Here is a 20,037-nt window from a genome sequence, read left to right as displayed (position 1 = left end):
GACAACACCCCTGACACCCACCACCGCCCGCACCGCCGGACCCGACCCACGCCGCGTCACGTGACCACCCCGGCCACCCCGCGCCGACTCACCACCCGCCCCGGTTACGAGAAACCGCGCCAGGCCATTACACTTGCCAACCGCGCCCCTATAGCTCAGTTGGTAGAGCTACGGACTTTTAATCCGCAGGTCCCAGGTTCGAGCCCTGGTGGGGGCACCGCGCGGGCGCCCGGTCACCATCGGGCGCCCGAGGCGTTTACGGGGTGAATCCGTACACACGGCACGGGTTTCCTCACCCTGCTCGGCTCGGCGATCGCAGGTCGAGGCCGGCGCGTGGGGCAACGCAGCAGGTGCATGGGGAGCCACGTGGGGCAACCTCAGCAAACTGCTCACGCATGGAGTGAGTGACACCCCACAAGATCACCAGTTCTGCTAACACCGATTCGGGCCATGGCGATAGTCCCCTCGCTGCCGGGCGAAGTCATACACTCGCCAGTAGTTGCCGAGCGCCAACGACGGCGTATGACGTCCATCACCCCGACAAATCCACGGCTGGATGCGTTTCGCATCACACCTACGGTGCCGTAAGGTATGGCCGCATCGGCAACGGTCAAACCTGAGGGGGGCGACCCGCAAGACCGCATAGATGAAGGGCTTGATACATGGCAAGGGATCTGACTCAACTCGAGCTGCTGACGGAGTTGGAGCCGGTTGCCGAAGAGAACGTCAACCGGCACCTTTCCCTGGCAAAGGAATGGCATCCGCACGACTACGTACCGTGGGACGACGGCCGCAATTTCGCCGCACTCGGTGGTATCGACTGGGATCCGGAGCAGTCGAAACTGAGTGAGGTCGCCAAGGCCGCGATGATCACCAATCTCCTCACCGAGGACAACCTGCCCTCGTACCACCGCGAGATCGCGGAGAACTTCTCCCAGGACGGGGCGTGGGGCACCTGGGTCGGTCGCTGGACCGCCGAGGAGAACCGCCACGGCATCGTCATGCGCGACTACCTCGTCGTCACCCGTGGCGTCGATCCCGTCGCGCTCGAAGAGGCGCGCATGGTCCACATGACCAACGGGTTCGCCTCCCCCGCCGAGGCCGACGCCGGCTTCCTGCATTCGGTCGCCTATGTGACCTTCCAGGAACTCGCGACCCGCGTCTCGCACCGCAACACCGGCAAGGTCTGCGACGACCCGATCGCCGACCGCATGCTGCAGCGCGTGGCCGCCGACGAGAACCTGCACATGATCTTCTACCGCAACATGTGCGGTGCGGCCCTCGATCTGGCGCCGGATCAGGCGCTCGACGCGATCGCACTGATCCTGGAGAACTTCCAGATGCCCGGCGCCGGTATGCCCAACTTCCGCCGCAACGGCGTGCTTATGGCCAAGCACGGCATCTACGACCTGCGCCAGCACCTCGAAGAGGTGGTGCAGCCGGTGCTGAAGAAGTGGAACATCTTCGAACGCACCGACTTCACCGCGCGTGGCGAAGAGACCCGCGAGCGTCTGGCCACCTTCCTGGACAAGCTCGGCAAGGACGTCGTCAAGTTCGAAGAGCAGCGCGACAAGATGCTGGCCCGCGAGGCCGCCAAGCGCGAACGCGAACTGGCGAGTTCCGCGGCGAGCTGATCGGGCGACCGTCGCCGACCCACAGACGACGAAGCGCCGCCGCCCGAAATTCGGACGGGGGCGCTTCGTTGTGATCAGCGGCTGTGGTCCCGAGTTACTTCAGCGGTAGCGCACCGTCGACCCCACCCACATCGGTGATCTTCCAGTCGGCGTTCTCATCGAGCGTCACGCTGTAGGTGACGGTGGTCTGCGCACCATCGGGAGTCTGAGCATTGGTGGAGTTCACGTTGACGAACACACTCACCTGATAGATGCCGTTGTCCTCGGACATCACCTTCGCGGTGATCGGCGACGCGGTGGAGGTCCACTTCAGCGGAACCAGGACCTTCTCCAGCAGCGGGGCCGTCGAGTCCATCTTCCCCGAGAGCTGATCGGTGGTGCCGGCTTTGAGGCTGCCGACCCAGCCGTTGATGTCCTGGTAGTTGACGGTGGCCGCACCAACGGCGTATTCGGTGGCGACCTGTTCGGCGCGGGCCTCGGCCGAAGCGCGGGCATCGCGGTCGGCGACGTCGCCGCGTGCGAAGAACCACAGCGCGGCGAACACGACGACGGCGATCGCCAGAACGCCGATGACGGCGCCGCGAACGATGGTCGAGACCTGCACCGAGACGGTGCCAGGTCGTTGGAATTCAGGTGTCGGCGCCGTCGGAGCCGGTGCGGCTTCCTTGTCGATGGTCGCGGTGGCGCCGCTTCCGGAGTGCTCGGTCATTGATCCTCTTTCGATCGCATACCGCATCGCACAAACTCCCCGGCGGCGATGCCTTGCGCACATGAGGCTAACGAATTGGTCACAAGTACCTCGAACCGAGGGTCACATACATCACTTGACCGGGCGAGCGCCGGGCGCCCAGGGTGTGAGCCGATCGTCTCACTGAGCAGTACTGGGCGGATGAGACACTGGAGGGCGTGACGATGACGACGAGCGAGCTGAGCACAGCGCTGCGGATCGGGCCGTATCCGGTCGATCCGGCGGTGGTGCTCGCGCCGATGGCCGGAATCACGAATCTGGCGTTCCGCAAACTGTGCCGCGAGTTCGGCAGCCCGACCTCGATCTATGTCTGCGAGATGATCACCGCCCGCGCGGTGGTGGAACGCAATGAGAAAACCCTGCACATGATGTCGTTCGACGAGGACGAACATCCGCGGTCGATGCAGCTCTACGGCGTCGACCCGGCCACGCTCGGCGAGGCCGTGCGCATCATCGTCGGCGAGGGCTGGGCCGATCACATCGACCTCAACCTCGGCTGCCCGGTACCCAAGGTGACCAGACTCGGCGGCGGCGCGGCCCTGCCGTACAAGCGCGCGCTGTTCGCCCGGATCGTGCGCGACATGGTCGCCGGAGCCGAGCCGGCGGGCGTCCCGGTGACGGTGAAGTTCCGCATCGGCATCGACGACGACCACCTGACCTACCTGGACGCCGGCAGGATCGCGGAAGCCGAGGGCGCCGCGGCGGTCGCTTTGCACGCCCGCACGGCCGCACAACGCTACTCAGGGCAGGCCGACTGGTCGGCCATCGCTCGGCTCAAGCAGGCCGTCACCACCATCCCGGTCCTGGGCAATGGCGATATCTTCTCCGCCGACGATGCCGTCCGCATGATGGACGAAACCGGCTGTGACGGCGTTGTCGTCGGGCGCGGCTGCCTCGGCAGGCCCTGGTTGTTCGCCGAACTACAGGCGGCGCTGCGTGGCGAGCCGCTGCCCGAACCGCCGACCCTCGGCCGCGTCGGCGAGGTGCTGTACCGGCACGGCGCACTGCTGTCGGAGCACGACGGCGAGGACAAAGCCATGCGCGACCTGCGCAAACACATGGCCTGGTACCTGATGGGGTTCCCGGTCGGGGCTGATCTGCGCCGGTCGTTCGCAACCGTGTCGAGCCTCGGCCAGCTCGAGGACCTCATCGGCCGGCTCGACGCCACCGCGCCGTTCCCGCGTGATGCCGAGGGCCCGCGTGGCCGCCAGGGCTCGCCCGGCAAGGTCGCCCTGCCGCACGGCTGGCTGGACGACCCGGACGATCCGGCTGTCCCCGCAGGCGCCGACCTGATGCACAGCGGCGGCTGAATCCGGCGTCGCGACCGCGGCCGGGCAACCACCCAGCATTCGCTTCGGCATATGACATTTCGGTAGACCCGAGCGTGCGTCAGGTGGCCGACCGTGGCGGAATCGTTATCATTGCGGAATCACTTCGGTCGGCCGGATGCGGTGGCAACACCACTGCACCCGGCCGATCAGCGGTAAGACTGGATTCAACAGTCCGGCCGAGCAATGAGGCAGAACGAAAAGCGAGGTTCGTTGGTGGGTGACGATCGGCACGGGCATTCGCCACGGCCCGGAGGTCGCGCCCCGTGGGAGCGGTATCCCGCGGCGGGTTCCCCCGAACGAGACGGCGCCGATGCGCCCCGCAGAGCTCGCCATGCCGACGTCACGCCGGAGACCGAGTCCGCGTCGATCTCGGTCCAGGATCTCGTCAACCGGGTGGACAACGAGCGCACCGGCAGGCGCCGGGCCGCCGAGCCCGCACCGAGCCGTGGTCCCGAGCCTCAGGGGCTTTCCACACCCCAGCGCCAGCCGCAGACCCCGCAGCGACGGACCGACACGGCCCCGCGACAGCCGATCGTGCCGGACCAGCGACCCGCACCGGGCGCCAGGCAGGCCAGGCCTGCCCAGCCATCCCCCGAGCCCGATCAACGGCCACCGGCCCAGCGCCGCATCGCCGGGAATCAGCGGCAGGCGGCTCCGCCCCCGTCGGACGAGGGCATGCGGCCCGCACAGCGTCGCAGTGAGACGACCCAGCGCCGAGCGGTCGATCCCATGGCCGGTGATACGCCGCGTCCTCCCGCCGACGCAGCGCGCCGCGCGAGGGAGGCCGGTGCGATCCGGCGTCCGCCGGAATCCACACGGCGCGTCGGTGAGCCCGAGGCAGGCCCGACTCGCCCGGACCCGAAACGCCGACAGCCCACACCTGTCGCATCGGATTCGGCGCCGCCGAAGCCCGCCCCTGGCCGCGGTCGGCAATCGAGCAGCACACCACCGCGCGGCGCCGGAAAAACAGGCGCGTCACCGGTGGTCCAGGACATCGCTGGCACGACCGAGGCGCCGAGCAGGCGTGGCGCCGCGGAACCTCCCGAGGTCGTCACCGACGTCATTCCGCCGGTCGACGACACCAAACGTCCCGGCAGGGCACGAGCCAAGACCGGTTCGTGGCCGACCACCGAAAACGCCGCCGCCCCCGAATCCGTCGGTGCGCCGCGGCGGACCCGGCTGGCGGAGAGCAAGCTGCGCAAGCATCGCCGTGCACGCATGGTCGGACGGGCCGCACTGGCCGTAACGGCCGCCGTCGCGCTGCTGATCACCGGCGGCGGCTGGAGCTACGAGCGCGCCTTCGGCAACAGCTTCACCCAGGTCTCGGCACTCGGCGACAACTCAGAAGATGTCATCGACGGCAACGCCCAACTCGGCGATGAGAACTACCTCATCGTCGGCACCGATACGCGCGCGGGCGCCAATGGGAAATTGGGCGCGGGAACCATCGAGGACGCCGAAGGCGCCCGCGCCGACACGGTGCTGCTGGTACACGTTCCGAAGAACCGCCAGCGCGTGGTCGTTGTGTCCTTCCCTCGCGATCTGGATGTCAGTCGGCCGAAATGCGAGGGTTGGGACAACGAGAAAGCCGACTACACCGAGGAGACCTACCCTGCGGAGATGGGCGGCAAGCTGAATGCCGTGTATGCCCTCGGCGGACCGCGTTGCCTGGTCACGACCATTCAGCGGTTGACCGGTAGCACCATCAACCACTTCATCGGCATTGATTTCGCCGGCTTCGAAGCCATGGTCGACGAGGTGGGTGGGGTCCAGGTCTGCACGACCGAACCGCTCATCGACGGCGAACTCGGCACGGTGCTGGAAAACCCCGGCAAGCAGGTCATCAACGGCGCGACGGCGCTCAACTACGTGCGTGCCCGTAAGGTCTACGGCGATATCCGCGGCGACTACGACCGCATCAACCGACAGCAGAAGTTCCTGGCCTCCTTGTTGCGGACCGCTCTGTCCACCAAGGTGATGCTCGATCTGGGCAAGCTGAACGGATTCATCAAGGCTTTCACCGCGGCGACCTTCGTCGACAAGGTCAAGCCGGAAGATCTTCTGACGCTCGGCCGATCACTGGCGAATGTGGATGCCGGTGCGGTCACGTTCCTGACCATCCCGACCGCGGGCACCGATTCCTACGGCAATGAGATCCCGCGGGAATCCGACATCAAGGCCATTTTCAAAGCGATTCGTGACGACCGCCCGTTGCCGGGCGAGAAGCCGGGCGCGGCCGCGCCGACCCCGGCGGATACACCCGCAGCACCTGCGCCGCCCGCCTATGTCGCCGTGGACCCGAGCACCGTATCGCTGCTGGTCTCCAACGGCTCTGGGATCAGTGGCCAAGCCGCCACCGCCGCCAACAAGCTGAACAATGTGGGCTTCCCGATCTACAACACCGGCAACTACACCGGTGGGACGGCGGATACCACGATCGTGCGGTACTCCGCCGGCTATGAGGCGGAGGCAGCCACGGTCGCCAGTGCGCTCCCCGGCGCGAGCATCGCGCCTGCCGAGGAGGAGGAGCAGTTGGGCGGCATCATCGAGGTCGTGCTCGGCTCCGATTACCAGGGTGTTGTCAATGAGCCGACCGCCGTCGGCCAGGCGATCACCAACGTCCCCGCCGACGCCGCAAGCGCGGCCCCGACCGCGCTGCCGGATGATCTCGAACACATCAACGCCGCCGACGACATCTGCTCCTGACGTCAGCCCCGGCATTTCACCCGCTGTTCGTGACTTGGACAGCGCCGCGAACTAGTGTCAGTTTTCATGCGTGTCATCTACAACGAGCAAATGGCCGGTCTCGCTCAGCTGTTGGGCGAGATGGCCGGTCTCGCGGGTTCGGCTATGGACCGGGCCACCCAGTCGCTGCTCCAGGCCGACCTGACGTTGGCCGAACAGGTGATCACCGAGTACGACCGGATATCGGAGATGATCTCCGACGTCGAAGAACGGACGTTCGCGCTGCTCGCACTGCAAGCGCCGGTCGCAGGCGATCTGCGGCAGGTAGTGGCGGCGATCCAGATGGTCAACGATGTGAATCGGATGGGTGCGCTTGCGCTGCACGTCGCCAAGGTGACCCGCAGGCGGCATCCGAACCATGCGGTGCCCGAGTCGGTCAACGGCTACTTCGCCGAGATGGGCCGGATCGCGGTCAGCATGGGCGAAAGCGCCAAGGAGGTCCTGGAGACCCGCGATCCGGAGCGCGCGGCCCAGCTCAACCAGCAAGACGACGCGATGGACGATCTGCATCGCCACCTGTTCACGCTACTGATGGACCGCGACTGGAAATACGGCGTCGCGGCAGCGGTGGATGTCACACTGCTCGGCCGCTACTACGAGCGCTTCGCCGACCATGCGGTCGAAATCGGCCGTCGGGTGATCTTCCTGGTCACCGGCGTCCTACCGCCGGACGAAGACTCCGAAGCGTAAAAAAGGAGGGCCCGCGCAATTCGCGGGCCCTCCTTTTCGCTCACCGCTACAACTGATCTCGCGCGGTCCTGGTAACTCACCGGGAACGGGCGAACCCGAGCACCAGCGTTACCGCCGGCCGCCAACGCCGCTCCCGTGGCACCTGAGTCCCGCCAAAAATCGCGGAGAGGCGGACGAGCTGCTACCCGAAGCGACCGGAGATGTAGTCCTCGGTCTGCTTCTGCGACGGGTTGGAGAAGATCCGCTCGGTGTCATCGATCTCGATCAGCTTGCCGGGCTTGCCCTGGGCCTCGAGGTTGAAGAAACCGGTCTGGTCACTTACGCGTGCGGCCTGCTGCATGTTGTGGGTGACGATGACGATGGTGAATTCCTTCTTCAGCTCGGTGATCAGGTCCTCGATCGCCAGGGTGGAAATCGGGTCGAGCGCCGAACACGGCTCGTCCATCAGCAGCACATCCGGCGAGACCGCGATGGCGCGCGCGATGCACAGACGCTGCTGCTGACCACCGGACAGCCCACCGCCCGGCTTGTCGAGCCGGTCCTTGACCTCGTTCCACAGGTTCGCCCCGCGCAGCGAGCGCTCGGCGACCTCGTCGAGTTCCTTCTTGTTGCGCACACCCTGCAGCTTCAGCCCGGCCACCACATTGTCGCGAATCGACATGGTGGGGAACGGGTTCGGGCGCTGGAAGACCATGCCGATGGTGCGGCGCACACCGACCGGGTCGATCTGCGAACCGTAGATGTCCTCACCGTCGAGCATGACCGCGCCCTCGACGCGGGCACTCGGGGTGACCTCATGCATCCGGTTGAGCGACCGCAGGACGGTGGACTTACCGCAACCCGACGGCCCGATGAAGGCGGTGACGCTGCGGGGCAGCACGGTCAGGGATACGTCGGCCACGGCGTGGAATTTGCCGTAGTAGATGTTCAGGTCTTTGATATCGATCCGCTTGGCCATCGTGGGTATCCGTTCGCTTCTATCGGTTCCGCGTAAGCAGTTTGTTGACCGCGGCGGCGGCCAGGTACAGCAGCGCGATCATCAGGATCAGGGTCAGCGCCGCGCCCCACACCCGCAGCCGGCCTGCCGGTTCCGGGTTCGCCAGCTCTTGGTAGATCAGTAGCGGCAGCGAGGCCATATTGCCGTCGAAGACATCGAAGTTGATCGACTTGCTGTAGCCGACCAGCACCAGTACCGGCGCGGTCTCACCCATGACGCGGGCGAGAGCGAGCAGGATGCCGCTGATCATGCCGGGCAGCGCGGTCGGGACGACGATGCGCAGGATCGTCTTCCACTTCGGCACGCCGAGCGCGTAGGAGGCTTCACGCAGTTCGTCGGGGACGAGCTTGAGCATTTCCTCGGTGCTGCGCACCACCACAGGCAACATCAGCAGCACCAGGGCCAGCGAGACCGCGAATGCGCTCTGCGGGAATCCCATGGTCGCGATCCACAGCGCGAAGATGAACAGCGCCGCGACAATCGAGGGGACACCGGCGAGGATGTCGACCATGAACGTGGTGACCTTGGCCAACCGGCCCCGGCCGTATTCGACCAGGTAGATCGCGGCCATGATGCCCAGTGGCACCGCGATGATCGCGGCGACGGCCGACTGGACGATGGTGCCGTAGATCGCGTGGTACACGCCACCCGCGGTCTGGCTCGGCAGCACGCCCTTCTGTGAATTGGTCCACCATTCGGGGGCGACGATCGCCTCGATGCCCTTGCTGATCACCATCCACAGCACCCACACCAGCGGGATCAGTGCGATGCCGAAGGACAGCGTGATCAGGCCGGTGGCGATGTTGTTGCGGATCCGGCGGCCGGTGCTCACGTGCCGGAAGGTCGGTGCCTTGACCGGTTTGTCGAGCGTCGTCGTGGTAGTCATCACTGGTTGACCTTTCCGCCGGACGCCAGCCGGGCCAGCGCGTTGACCACGAAGGTCAGGGCGAACAGCACGAAGCCCGCGGCGATGTAGGCGCCGGTGGGCAGCGCGGAGCTGAACTCCGCGGCCGATGCGGCGATGCGCGAGGCGAAGGTGTAGCCGCCGTCGAACAGCGACCAGCTGCCGGCCTGCGCGGCGGTGCGCAGCACGATGAGCACCGCGATGGTCTCACCGAGCGCGCGACCGAGGCCGAGCATGGATCCGGCGATGACACCGCTGCGGCCGTAGGGCAGCACCGTCATCCGCACGACTTCCCATTTCGTCGCGCCGAGCGCCTGGGCGGCCTCGATATGCGAGACCGGGGTCAGCGCGAACACTTCCCGCGAGACCGAGGTGATGATCGGCAGGATCATCACCGCGAGAATCACGCCGGCGGTGAAGATCGTGCCGCCACCGGAGACGGAGACGTTGCCGTCGGCGAACAAGAAGAACCAGCCGAGCTTCTCGTTGAGGAAACGCTGTACCGGTTCGATCTGAGGAGCCAGCACCAGGAAGCCCCACAGGCCGAAGACGATCGAGGGCACCGCGGCGAGCAGATCGATCAGCATCGCGAACGGCTTGGCCATGCGGCTCGGCGCGTAGTGGGTCAGGAACAGCGCGATGCCGACGCCGATCGGCACCGCGACCACCAGCGCGAAGATCGAGCTCAGCACCGTGACCATGAAAAGGTCCCGAATACCGAACCGCAGATGGTCGGCATCGGTGGTGGAGAACTCGGTGCTGGTGAAGAAGTTGGCCTCGTTGGCCATGACCGAGGGAACCGCGCGAATCAATAGGAACAGCGCAATCAGCGCGATGGCGCCGACGATCGTCGCGCCTGCTGCCGTGGCCAGCGACCGGAAGATCGTTTCGGCCCGCTGGCTGTGGGGTTGTCGTCCCTTGACAGAAGGTGTCTCGGGCTTGGGTTCGCTCGACATAGGCGCAGTATCTCCAGCCGCCTGCCGGCTCGTCGACTTCGACGAACCGGCGGGGGCCACCTCAGGGTGCACGGTCATGGCTGGCTGACGATCAGGAGATGGCGTTGATCGCGGCGGTCAGCCGGGTCTTGAACTGGTCCGGGATCGGGATGTATCCGGCGCCCTCCAAACCTTGCTGACCGTTGGTGACGGCCGAGGTCAGGAACGCCTTGACGGCGGTGGCCGTATCGGCGTTGGCGTACTTGGAGCACACGATCTCGTAGGTCGCCATCACGATCGGGTAGGCGCCGGCCTGGCTCGGCTTGTAGAACGAGGAAGTGTCGAGGGCCAGGTCGTTGCCCTCACCCTTGATCTTCACGCCGTCGATGGCCTTACCGGCCGACTCGACCGACAGGGTGACCGGCTCCGGGCTCGCCGAGGTGATGACCTGCGCGATGGACAGATCCTGCGCCTTGGCGAACGCCCACTCGTTGTATGTGATGGAGTTCTTGGTGCCCTTCACCGCGGCCGAGGTGCCCTCATTGCCCTTGGCGCCCTCGCCGACACCGCCGGCGAAGACCTTGCCCGCGCCCTTACCCCAGGCGCCGTCGGAGGCAGCGTCGAGGTAGAGCTGGAAGTTGTCGGTGGTGCCGGAGTCGTCGCTGCGGAAGACCACGGCGATGGGCTCGGCGGGCAGCGCGGCGTTCGGGTTCAGCGCCTTGATCTCGGGGGCGTCCCAGGTCTTGATGGTGCCGTTGAAGACCTTGGCGGCGGTCGGGCCGTCCAGTACGAGGTCGGTGACGCCGTCGATGTTGTAGGTGATGGCGATGGGACCGAAAACGGTCGGCAGGTTCCAGGCAGGCGAGGCGCAGCGCTGTTCAGCCTTGGCGGGCTCGTCCTTCTTGGCGCTCAGCGGCGAGTCGGAGCCGCCGAAATCGGTCTGGCCGCCGAGGAACTCGCTGACGCCCGCGCCGGAACCACTCGAGGTGTAGTTGAGGGTCTGGCCATCGCAGTTCGTCTCGTACGCCGTGGTGAAGATCTCCATGGCGTTCTTCTGCGAGGACGCGCCACTGGCCTTCAGCGCATCCTTGCCGCCGCAGGCGACGTTGGTGTTCGCCTCGGTGCCCGTGGTCGAGGCATTGTCATCGCTGCCACAACCGGCGAGCGTCATTGCACCGGCGGCCAGCACACCGACGAGTGCGCTGCTGCGCTTGAACTTCACAATTCCTCCGCATGTTTGCGTCGTACTACACGCCCGGCCCCTCACCGGCCCGGGCGGGTGATGTGGTGCGGTTCGCGGGGAACTTGCGCACCAGGCAGCGCATGCTGCCCACAAGTAACCTAGATTCGCCCGGTGGACAGTTGGACCAGGCTGGGTGAACGGAAGGTGAACAGCCTGGCGATAACCGCGCCTACCGCTGTGACATTTGCCCCACATTTACTCGAGCTCCCCTGATCGTCCGATTGCCGTTCAGTTGGATGAGATGTTTGTGTCCGGTTCGCCGGATTCTCAGCTCGCGTGCCCGGCGGCTGTATAGGCGGCGTCCACATGAGCGACGGTGAAGCCGAGCCGGGTGTATGTGCGTACCGCGGACTCGTTGTCGGCCTCGGTATACAACAGCACCGCACCGAGCCCGCGATCACGCAGATAGTGCAGCCCCGCAAGGGTGAGCAGCCCGCCGAGCCCACGGCCCTGCGCCGCCGGATCGATCCCGACCACATAGACCTCCCCCAGCGGCGGATCGAGTTCGGCGTGAACCTTGGTCCAGTGAAATCCCAGCAGCCGATCAGGATCGGCGGGATCGACCGCGAGGAACAGGCCCTTCGGGTCGAACCACGGCTCGTCATGGCGCACCGCGATATCGCGATCGGTCCAGCCACCCTGTTCCGGATGCCAGGCGAAGGCGGCGTTGTTGACCCGCAACAGCTCGGCGTCATCGTCCGCGCCCGCGTAGGTGCGCAGCTGAACGCCTTCCGGCACCGCCAATTCGGGTAGCTCTTCGGTAGCCAGATCGCGGCGCATCTGCCACAGCTCCCGCGCGATCGTCAGCCCCAGCCGCGCCGACACCGCTCGCGCAGCGGGCAGATTCCCGTGCGCCCAGACCCGCGCTCCCGCACCTCCCGCGGCGAGCGCTTCGGCGACCAACTCGGCGCCGTATCCATTGCCGCGGACGGCGGGATCGACCACGACCTCCGCCATCGCCGGATGATCACCGTGCGCGGACACGAGATTCGCGTAGCCGATCACCGCACCCTCGCGCAGACCCACCAGGTGACGGGCCGCATCGGCCTCCCGCAGCGACAGCACGGCCTGTTCGGAGATGGCTGCCACACCGTCGGTTTCCACCGCGCGATCCAGCGTCGCCCGCACCTGTTCGGCGATGCCGGCGTCGAGCTCATCACTCCAGCGCAACGTCATGTCGCTCATTCGCATACCACCCATCCACTGTGTCGCCGATGACGCCGGGGTCGTGCTGCCCGCCAATTTAACGGCAATCCGGACATTTCCCACCGCTGGTGAGCGGCCCGCTATTTAACGTGCCGTTACTGAGCGGTGCCATTGATCGGGGCGAGTGGCGTGCCATCGGAACCGTCGGACTCCTCCTCGGGGAAGCTCGGCGGCTCACCCTTGGCATTGGAACGCGCCGGACGCACGGCCTTGTAACCGACATTGCGGACGGTGCCGATCAGCGATTCGTATTCGCTGCCGAGCTTGGCGCGCAGCCGCCGCACATGAACGTCGACGGTGCGGGTGCCACCGAAGAAGTCGTAGCCCCACACCTCCTGCAGCAACTGGGCACGGGTGAACACCCGGCCGGCGTGCTGGGCCAGGTACTTCAGCAGCTCGAATTCCTTATAGGTGAGGTCGAGCGGACGACCACGCAACCGCGCGGTATAGGTCCCCTCGTCGATCACCAGCTCGCCGAGAGTGATCTTGCCGGTGGCCTCCGGACTGGCGACACCGCCATTGCGGCCGACAAGCAGCCGCAGGCGCGCATCCAATTCGGCCGGGCCGGTACCGGGCAGCAGGATGTCGTCCAGGCCCCAATCGGCATTGACGGCCACCAAACCGCCCTCGGTGAGCACCGCCACCACCGGCACCGACGATCCGGTACTGCCGAGCAGGCGGCACAGTCCGCGGGCGGCGGCGAGGTCGGTGCGCGCGTCCACCAGGGCGACGTCCGCGGTCCCGGCCTCGAGCAGCGAGGCCACCTCCGTCGGCGCGGGCCGCACGGTATGCGCGAGCAGCGCGAGCGAGGGCAGCACCGATTCCGGATTGGGGTCGGATGTGAGCAGGAGCAGCTCCACAAGCACTCCTCCCATTTCGTAGCTACGCGAAAGCCCGGCATCGTCGCCGCGTGCCACGTCGCTGGTCACAGGTGATCGGATGCAAGATTAGCGCGTATGAGCCGATGAGCTTGTCATCCGGGTGAGCGGCCCAGTTACTGTTCATCACATGCGCAAGCTGATTATCGGGCTGCTGTGTCTCGCGGGACTGGCGGTGGTCATCGATTTCGGCGCCGCCGCGTATTCGGAGTACCGCGTCTCCCGGTCCCTGCGCGAAGGCGCCGATCTGAGCGCCGACCCAGAGGTGACCTTCCACGGTTTCCCGTTCCTGCGTCAGGCGTTCAACGGCCGCTACGACAACATCCAGATCACCGCACGCAGCATGCGTCCGGACATTCCGGGTGAGATCGCGGTCGAGGCCACACTGGCCGGGATGCAGTTGCCGCTCGGCGATCTGGTCGACGGCCGAGTCCGCAGCGTGCCGGTGGACCGGGTCGACGTGCGGATGCGGGTGGAGCCGATCGAGCTCGGCAGGTTGTTCGGCATCCCCGACCTGCAGGTTCATTCCCGTCCGGCAGACAAATCCGACGGCACCGGCGGCTCGGGCGGCACCGGGATGACCACCGCGGGCGCCCTGGTGCTGACCGGAACCCTGCCCAAGGCGCCGACCGGCCAGTTCGGCGCGCAGGTCGCAGGCGAGCGCGTCAGCGTGCAGGCCGATCTGCTGTTGGACGGCGATCAGATCCGCGTCATCGCCACCGGCTTCTACCGCGGCCCCGACGACACCTCCAGCGTCGTCGTCCCCGAGGCCGACGCTCCTGCCGTGCTGGCCCGATTCACCCGTACCATCGATACGAAGGAACTTCCGTTCGGCATCCGGCCCACCGAGGTCTTCGCGCTCGGCGGCCAGATCGTCGTCGAGGGCAGGGGTGAGAACGTGACGATCGACCTCGACAGATTGCGGCGACAATGATCGAAATCACAATTCTGGTGGTGATGCTGCTGGCCGGTGTCGCCGTCGGACTGTATCTACGCACCCGTGAAGGCACCGTCCGCCCGGCCATCCTCGACAGCGGCACCGGCGAGCGTGCCGAACTGCTCGCCGCCGCAGGCGTCACCGGATCCGGTCCCGCCGTGCTGCATTTCTCCGCCGAATGGTGCGGCCCGTGCACGGCCGTGCGTCGCGTAGTCGCCGGTGTGACCGAGGATTTGGCCGATTCGCCGCAGCCGCCGCGCGATATCGAGGTCGATATCGACGCCGACCCCACCCTGGCCAAGGCGCTCAATGTGATGTCGCTGCCGACCACGTTCGTCTTCGATGCCGAAGGCCGTGAGCGCTTCCGCATCTCCGGTGTCCCGCAAGTCGGCGATCTGCGCAGTGCGCTGACGCCGCTGACCGTCTGAAAACCGGCCGTGGACCTGGCCGGACAGCTTCTCGATCAACCCGGGGTCCAATTCTCCCCGGGAATTGGGTAAACTGCCTTCCGTGCAATCCCACCGCGAGCTGATGCTCACCCGACGCCGCACAGTTGATCTGTGTCGGCTCGGTGGTTGTTGCTGCCTGTGCCGCTGATCGGTCGGCCCGCTCAGATTTCCTGACGCCGACCAGCGTTCGCCGCGCGAGAGATCCTTTGATCCCCCGGCGAATTGGCAAATTTCCCGCCGAACAGCACCTCGAGCGCAGGAGTACCTCCGATGTCTACCGATTCCATCGAAACTTCCGGAACCAGGTCGATCCCGGCCGGTTACGTCGACGTGCGCGGACCGCGCTTCGTCGCCTGGATCACCACGGCCGTCCTGGTCCTGGTCCTGATCGCCGCCGCCGTCTCCCCCGTGATCGCCGCCGTGCTCATCGCGGTACAGGCGGTCGTCTTCGGGCTCGGCGCCGTCAACGGGCCGAAACGTCACCCGTACGGCCGCATCTACGCGAACCTCATCGCCCCGCGCTCGGGCCCGGTCACCGAGACCGAACCCGAGGCACCGCTGCGGTTCGCCCAACTACTCGGCCTGGCCTTCGCGGCCGTGAGCCTGCTGGGCTTCGTGCTCGGCGCCCCCGTCGTCGGCGCGATCTTCGCCGGCTTCGCTCTGTTCGCCGCGTTCCTGAACGCGGCGTTCGGGATCTGCCTTGGTTGCCGGATCTATCCGCTGGTAGCCCGTTTCCGCCGGACCCCGGCACCGAACTGACCCCTGCAAGTCACCACCGAAAGGAACAACATGGCCCGCTCCGATGTCCTGGTCTCCGTTGACTGGGCCGAAGAGAACCTCAACGCCCCCGGCGTGGTCTTCGTCGAGGTCGACGAGGACACCTCCGCCTACGACGGCGGTCACATCGAGGGCGCCGTCCGGCTCGACTGGAAGAAGGACCTGCAGGATCAGGTTCGTCGTGATTTCGTGAACCAGGAGCAGTTCTCCGATCTGCTCTCGGCGCGCGGTATCGCCAACGACGACGAAGTCGTGCTCTACGGCGGCAACAACAACTGGTTCGCCGCATACGCCTACTGGTACTTCAAGCTGTACGGCCACAACAACGTCAAGCTGCTCGACGGTGGCCGTAAGAAGTGGGAGCTCGACGGCCGCCCGCTGTCCACCGAAGCGGTCAGCCGCCCGGCCACCCAGTACAAGGCGTCCGCCCCGGACGTGTCGATCCGCGCGTTCCGCGACGAGGTCATCGCGGCCATCGGCGCCAAGAACCTGGTCGACGTCCGGTCCCCTGACGAGTTCACCGGCAAGATCCTGGCTCCCGCGCACCTGCCGCAGGAGCAGAGCCAGCGTCCCGGCCACATCCCCGGCGCCATCAACGTGCCGTGGAGCAAGGCCGCGAACGAGGACGGCACCTTCAAGTCCGACGACGAGCTCACCGCGATCTACGCCGAGGCCGGCCTGGACGGCTCCAAGGACACCATCGCCTACTGCCGCATCGGTGAGCGTTCCTCGCACACCTGGTTCGTGCTGCAGGAGCTGCTCGGCCACCAGAACGTCAAGAACTACGACGGCAGCTGGACCGAATACGGTTCGCTCGTCGGCGCACCGATCGAGTTGGGAGCGTAATCAATATGTGTGCAGCACCTACCCAGGGTCAGGCCATCCCCGCGGGGGTCGACGTGGAGAAGGAAACGGTCATCACCGGCCGTGTCCTGAGCACCGACGGCCAGCCGGTGGGCGGCGCCTTCGTGCGTTTGCTCGACGGCAACGGTGATTTCACCGCCGAGGTCGTGGCGTCGGGGACCGGTGACTTCCGGTTCTTCGCCGCGCCGGGCGCGTGGACCGTGCGTGCGCTGAGCTCGGCGGGCAACGGCTCGGCCGAGGTCCGCCCCGAGGGCGCGGGCATCCACAGCGTGGACGTCGCGGTCGCGAAGTAGTCCACACCGCTTCAAGGCCCCGTAGCCTCCCATCCGGAGGGTGCGGGGCCTTCGCGTTGCCACGGTGGGCCGTGCAATCGGCCGCAGTGGTTGATACGCGTGACCGGTGTGGCCCGTATTCGTGGCCGCCGATGCCGATATCCGTGGCCGCGGGGGCGTTTGCGTGCCGCCGTACCGCAATAGCTAGACTCCAGATGTGGTCCTCTTCTTCGAGATTCTGCTGGTGGCCGTGTCCATCCTCATCGGATGGTTCGGCCTGTACGTCTTCTACCGGCTGTTCACCGAATCATGAGTGATCTCGCGAGCGAAGGTTCCGATCCGGCCGAGCGAGCGAGTGAGAACATGAACGGCAACGCCCCGGTCGAACGGCCGGAGCGGCGTAGCGGCGATCAGGCCGTGGCCGACGCCGTCGAGCGGGCGAAATCGACCGGTGCCCGCAATATTCCGGTGCTGCCGGACCTTCCGCTGCCCGAGGACACCGCGAATCTGCGGCTCGGGCCGGACCTGAGTTCTGCCATGCTCGCACTGCTGCCGATGGTCGGCGTCTGGCGCGGTGAGGGCGAAGGCAACGATCCCGAGCGTGGCGATTACCGGTTCGGGCAGCAGATCATCGTCTCCCACGACGGCGGAGACTTCCTGGCCTGGGATTCCCGCTCCTGGGTCATCGAATCCGATGGCAGCTACGGCGGCCCCGATCTGCGCGAAACCGGGTTCTGGCGAGTCGGCACCGATGCCGACGACGAGGTCATCGAACTGCTGCTCACGCACAGCTCCGGCATCGTCGAGCTGTTCTACGGCGAGGCGCTGACCCAGTCGTCCTGGGAGCTGGCCACCGATGTGGTGATCCGCAGCCAGTCCGGTGTGGTCGTCGGCGGCGCCAAGCGGCTGTACGGGATCGTCGAGGGCGGAGATCTGGCCTACGTCGAGGAGCGTGTCGTAGCCGACGGCCCGCTGGCTCCACGGCTGTCGGCGCGGTTGCAGCGTTATATCGGCTGAGCTGCTTCGGTCGAGCGCGGTGTCCCGAGTGGGGTGCCGCGCTTTTCTGCATCTTGCCCAGATATGGAGCGACCCCCGAGCCGTTCCGGTGTGCTGGGCACATCGGTCCCGATCGGACAAGATCGGGGACTCGGGGGTCGGGTGACTGCCTGGGATTCACATCAGCGCCCTCGCCGAACGGAATCCGTACAGCGGTGACGCCTTAGCTGGCAGTCACCTCACGCGTCCAAGAGTCAAACATTCTTCAGACCACCTCCTTCCTTGTGTACTGACGAATCTAGCCACGCGTCAGGAGGTCGGCAACGGAATTTCGCGTGCGGCGGAGCGGGTCGTTTCGCGGCCGTCCGCAACCCCGCTGACCTGGCCCGACGCATCGACGTGCAGGACGAGCTCCGCGCGGTGGTCCGCAGGAAGCTGGTGTGTGACGACGACCACTGTGCGTTCGGGTTCGACAAGTCCGCTGTGCTCATCGAGCAGCGCCCGCAGCAGCTCCTTGCCCGCTTCCGCCTCCAGGTGCTCGGTCGGTTCGTCGAGCAGCAGGACGCGAGCCGGTGAGATGAGCGCCCGCGCGAGCAGGATCCGACGCCGCTGACCGCCGGAGACCGCCGCCGCGCCGCCGACCAGATCGGTGTGGACGCCGTCCGGCAGGGAGTCGAGCCAGGGTCCCGCGCCAACCGCCCGCAGTGCCCGCTCGCCTTCCTCGGGCGTGAGATCGCCGCGCGCGACCCGCAGATTCTCCAGGACGCTGGTGCCGAAGAGGTGGGCGTCCTCGGCGAAGAAGGTCACCTCGGGGACCGGGGTGTCGAATAGGCCCGCCCAGGCCATGAGCAGGGTGGTCTTGCCCGCGCCACTGGGGCCGACGATCGCCACGCGCCGCGCGTCGGGGCGGGCCGGATACGCGATGAGTGGATCGCGCACAGCGCCGGGCGGTGGCGCCGTACCCGCGCTCGCAGCGTCCGATCCGCTGCCGGATCGATCTCTCTCGGGTGCATCGGCTGCCTCGAGCCGGTGCAACGCCGCGCGGGCCGTGGTGAGAGTTTGGGCGGCGGCGGGGAGGGCGCCGACGGCCTCGAAGGCCGACAAGGGCAGCAGGACCAGAATGGTCAGGGCCATCGGGGTCATGGCGCCGGGGTCACCGCCATTCGGCCCGTAGAGGGTTATGCCGATGAGCAGGGCGCCGAGCACGCTCGCACCAATCGACAGCGGGGTCGCGGCCGCCGACCAGGCGCTGCGGGAGGCGGCGGCGTCCTCGGCGGCGACGGCGCGCTTGCTTGCGGCCGAAGCGGCGGACAGCGCATCGTCGAGGCGGCCCGCGACACGCAGTTCGGCGGCATGGTCGAGGACGGTGAGCGCCTGGGCGGTGAATTCGGCCCGGTCGGCGCGCACCGCCCGTTCCGCGGCCGCCGCCGCGCGCGCCGACAGCCAGGGCGCGAGGACGCCCGAGATGAACAGCGCCACAGCCAGAATCGCGGCGGCAGCGACCGAGATGAGCGCGAGCAGCACCATAGCGGCCAGGGACAGGACCGCCGCCACCGCGATCGGCACGAACGACCGCACCACTACGGCGCCGAGATCATCGATATCGCTGCCGATCCGGACGAGCAGATCGCCGCGGCGCAGATGAGCGCTCGAAACCGTGCTTTCCTGCTCACCGGGCCGCCGAGTCGGGTCGGTGGGCTCATGCTGACCCGACCACACATCGGTCGCGGTGGGCTGTGCGGCCGAGACGTGCGCACCCCGCGTGCCGACGCGACGGGCTGCGGCAGCTCCCGCCGAGGGCGACGAGCCGCGCCGCGGAATCCAGATGTCCGATCGGGCCAGTGCGCGATACGTCGCCGTCCGCGCCGTCGTCATCGCCCGCAGCGCCACATCATGGGTGGCCAGCCGCTCCAGGTACCGGCACAGCCCGCGCGAGATACCGAGCGCCCGCACCGCGACGACCGCGACGGTCAGATCCAGCACCGGCGGCATCTGCCAGGCCCGTGCGATCAACCACGCCGCCAACGCGGCCAGCGCCAGTCCGCTGCCCAGCGCGAGCACACCCCATCCGACGGCCACAGCCACCCGCCACGGCGACAGCCGCAGCATCGACCACATGCCACGCAGGTCGTGCACGAACTCACCCACGACACCGCTCCTCGACTCGCTCCACCGAAAGTCGGTGCGGCGCGAGCACAGTCACCCATGCGACGCCACTCATTCTCCGAATACCGCTGAGATCCGGCCCGAGAAGTCTGCCTCGGCCCACAAGCACGTACCCGCAGATGCGGGCCGCCGCTGATGTCTCGGCCGCATCGCTCGGGCCAACGTCGGCCGGCGACAATGCCCGAACCGACGAGACCGCTCCGACGGGACCTGAGCCATGAGAGCCCCAGCCGGACCACCGTGCCGACGATGCGCGGGTCCGGGG

At 67.1% G+C, this 20,037-nt stretch carries 18 protein-coding genes and 1 tRNA gene; 11 read left to right on the top strand and 8 right to left on the bottom strand.

Going from position 1 to position 20,037, the window contains the following annotated elements; all coding sequences use genetic code 11:
- The first annotated feature begins 144 nt into the window (after positions 1 to 144).
- Positions 145 to 217, top strand: a tRNA-Lys gene (locus tag GV792_RS26690).
- Positions 218 to 662: 445 nt separating this feature from the next.
- Positions 663 to 1,634: an acyl-ACP desaturase gene (locus GV792_RS26685; protein WP_163827680.1), complete on the top strand. Its 972-nt coding sequence runs from the start codon at positions 663 to 665 to the stop codon at positions 1,632 to 1,634.
- Between the two features lie 94 nt (positions 1,635 to 1,728).
- On the opposite strand, the gene GV792_RS26680 is transcribed toward GV792_RS26685, so the two are convergent.
- Positions 1,729 to 2,343 (bottom strand): hypothetical protein, encoded by a 615-nt coding sequence (locus tag GV792_RS26680; protein WP_163827678.1) that lies wholly within the window; start codon positions 2,341 to 2,343, stop codon positions 1,729 to 1,731.
- A gap of 203 nt (positions 2,344 to 2,546) precedes the next feature.
- Here GV792_RS26680 and dusB point away from each other — a divergent pair, with 203 nt between their 5' ends.
- From dusB to phoU, 3 genes are all read left to right on the top strand, one after another.
- Positions 2,547 to 3,692, top strand: a complete 1,146-nt coding sequence (gene dusB / locus GV792_RS26675; protein ID WP_163827690.1) for a tRNA dihydrouridine synthase DusB — start codon at positions 2,547 to 2,549, stop codon at positions 3,690 to 3,692.
- A gap of 234 nt (positions 3,693 to 3,926) precedes the next feature.
- Positions 3,927 to 6,419, top strand: coding sequence for an LCP family protein (locus GV792_RS26670; protein WP_309138648.1), 2,493 nt, complete (start codon positions 3,927 to 3,929; stop codon positions 6,417 to 6,419).
- 66 nt (positions 6,420 to 6,485) lie between these two features.
- Entirely contained in the window at positions 6,486 to 7,148 is a 663-nt protein-coding gene (phoU, locus tag GV792_RS26665; RefSeq protein WP_163827675.1) for a phosphate signaling complex protein PhoU, read from the top strand.
- Between the two features lie 181 nt (positions 7,149 to 7,329).
- Here phoU and pstB read toward each other — a convergent pair whose 3' ends face one another.
- From pstB to GV792_RS26635, 6 genes are all read right to left on the bottom strand, one after another.
- Positions 7,330 to 8,106, bottom strand: a complete 777-nt coding sequence (gene pstB, locus GV792_RS26660) for a phosphate ABC transporter ATP-binding protein PstB (protein WP_163827673.1) — start codon at positions 8,104 to 8,106, stop codon at positions 7,330 to 7,332.
- A 19-nt stretch (positions 8,107 to 8,125) separates the two neighbouring features.
- The gene (pstA, locus tag GV792_RS26655; RefSeq protein ID WP_163827671.1) at positions 8,126 to 9,031 is read right to left on the bottom strand and encodes a phosphate ABC transporter permease PstA; all 906 of its coding nucleotides are present in this window, start codon (positions 9,029 to 9,031) and stop codon (positions 8,126 to 8,128) included.
- Entirely contained in the window at positions 9,031 to 10,005 is a 975-nt protein-coding gene (gene pstC / locus GV792_RS26650) for a phosphate ABC transporter permease subunit PstC (RefSeq protein WP_256673888.1), read from the bottom strand. Before pstC ends, pstA begins: the two co-directional genes overlap by 1 nt.
- 91 nt (positions 10,006 to 10,096) lie before the next feature.
- Positions 10,097 to 11,206 carry a phosphate ABC transporter substrate-binding protein PstS gene (gene pstS / locus GV792_RS26645; RefSeq protein WP_163827667.1) on the bottom strand — a complete coding sequence of 370 codons (1,110 nt, stop codon included), beginning with the start codon at positions 11,204 to 11,206 and terminating at the stop codon, positions 10,097 to 10,099.
- 288 nt (positions 11,207 to 11,494) lie between these two features.
- Positions 11,495 to 12,412, bottom strand: a complete 918-nt coding sequence (gene mshD, locus GV792_RS26640; RefSeq protein WP_163827665.1) for a mycothiol synthase — start codon at positions 12,410 to 12,412, stop codon at positions 11,495 to 11,497.
- Positions 12,413 to 12,528: 116 nt separating this feature from the next.
- On the bottom strand, positions 12,529 to 13,293 hold the full coding sequence (locus GV792_RS26635; RefSeq protein ID WP_163827663.1) for a winged helix-turn-helix transcriptional regulator: 765 nt from the start codon (positions 13,291 to 13,293) through the stop codon (positions 12,529 to 12,531).
- A gap of 148 nt (positions 13,294 to 13,441) precedes the next feature.
- Between GV792_RS26635 and GV792_RS26630 the strand changes: the two genes are divergently transcribed.
- The 6 genes from GV792_RS26630 (at position 13,442) to GV792_RS26605 (ending at position 17,627) form a co-directional block, all read left to right on the top strand.
- Positions 13,442 to 14,245: an LmeA family phospholipid-binding protein gene (locus GV792_RS26630; RefSeq protein ID WP_163827661.1), complete on the top strand. Its 804-nt coding sequence runs from the start codon at positions 13,442 to 13,444 to the stop codon at positions 14,243 to 14,245.
- A complete protein-coding gene (locus GV792_RS26625; RefSeq protein ID WP_163827658.1) occupies positions 14,242 to 14,676 on the top strand; it encodes a thioredoxin family protein in 435 nt (144 codons plus the stop codon). Before GV792_RS26630 ends, GV792_RS26625 begins: the two co-directional genes overlap by 4 nt.
- 291 nt (positions 14,677 to 14,967) lie before the next feature.
- On the top strand, positions 14,968 to 15,456 hold the full coding sequence (locus tag GV792_RS26620; RefSeq protein ID WP_163827656.1) for a DUF4395 domain-containing protein: 489 nt from the start codon (positions 14,968 to 14,970) through the stop codon (positions 15,454 to 15,456).
- 30 nt (positions 15,457 to 15,486) lie between these two features.
- Positions 15,487 to 16,320 (top strand): sulfurtransferase, encoded by an 834-nt coding sequence (locus tag GV792_RS26615; protein ID WP_163827654.1) that lies wholly within the window; start codon positions 15,487 to 15,489, stop codon positions 16,318 to 16,320.
- 5 nt (positions 16,321 to 16,325) lie between these two features.
- Positions 16,326 to 16,631: a DUF1416 domain-containing protein gene (locus GV792_RS26610; RefSeq protein ID WP_163827652.1), complete on the top strand. Its 306-nt coding sequence runs from the start codon at positions 16,326 to 16,328 to the stop codon at positions 16,629 to 16,631.
- Positions 16,632 to 16,919: 288 nt separating this feature from the next.
- A complete protein-coding gene (locus tag GV792_RS26605; RefSeq protein ID WP_163827650.1) occupies positions 16,920 to 17,627 on the top strand; it encodes an FABP family protein in 708 nt (235 codons plus the stop codon).
- Between the two features lie 288 nt (positions 17,628 to 17,915).
- Here GV792_RS26605 and cydC read toward each other — a convergent pair whose 3' ends face one another.
- On the bottom strand, positions 17,916 to 19,724 hold the full coding sequence (gene cydC / locus GV792_RS26600; protein ID WP_163827686.1) for a thiol reductant ABC exporter subunit CydC: 1,809 nt from the start codon (positions 19,722 to 19,724) through the stop codon (positions 17,916 to 17,918).
- Between the last annotated feature and the right edge of the window lie 313 nt (positions 19,725 to 20,037).

This window comes from Nocardia cyriacigeorgica (assembly GCF_010868145.1).
Taxonomy (GTDB): domain Bacteria; phylum Actinomycetota; class Actinomycetes; order Mycobacteriales; family Mycobacteriaceae; genus Nocardia; species Nocardia cyriacigeorgica_D.
Note: the sequence above shows the minus strand (reverse complement) of the source record. Positions and strands in the feature narration are given on the sequence as shown.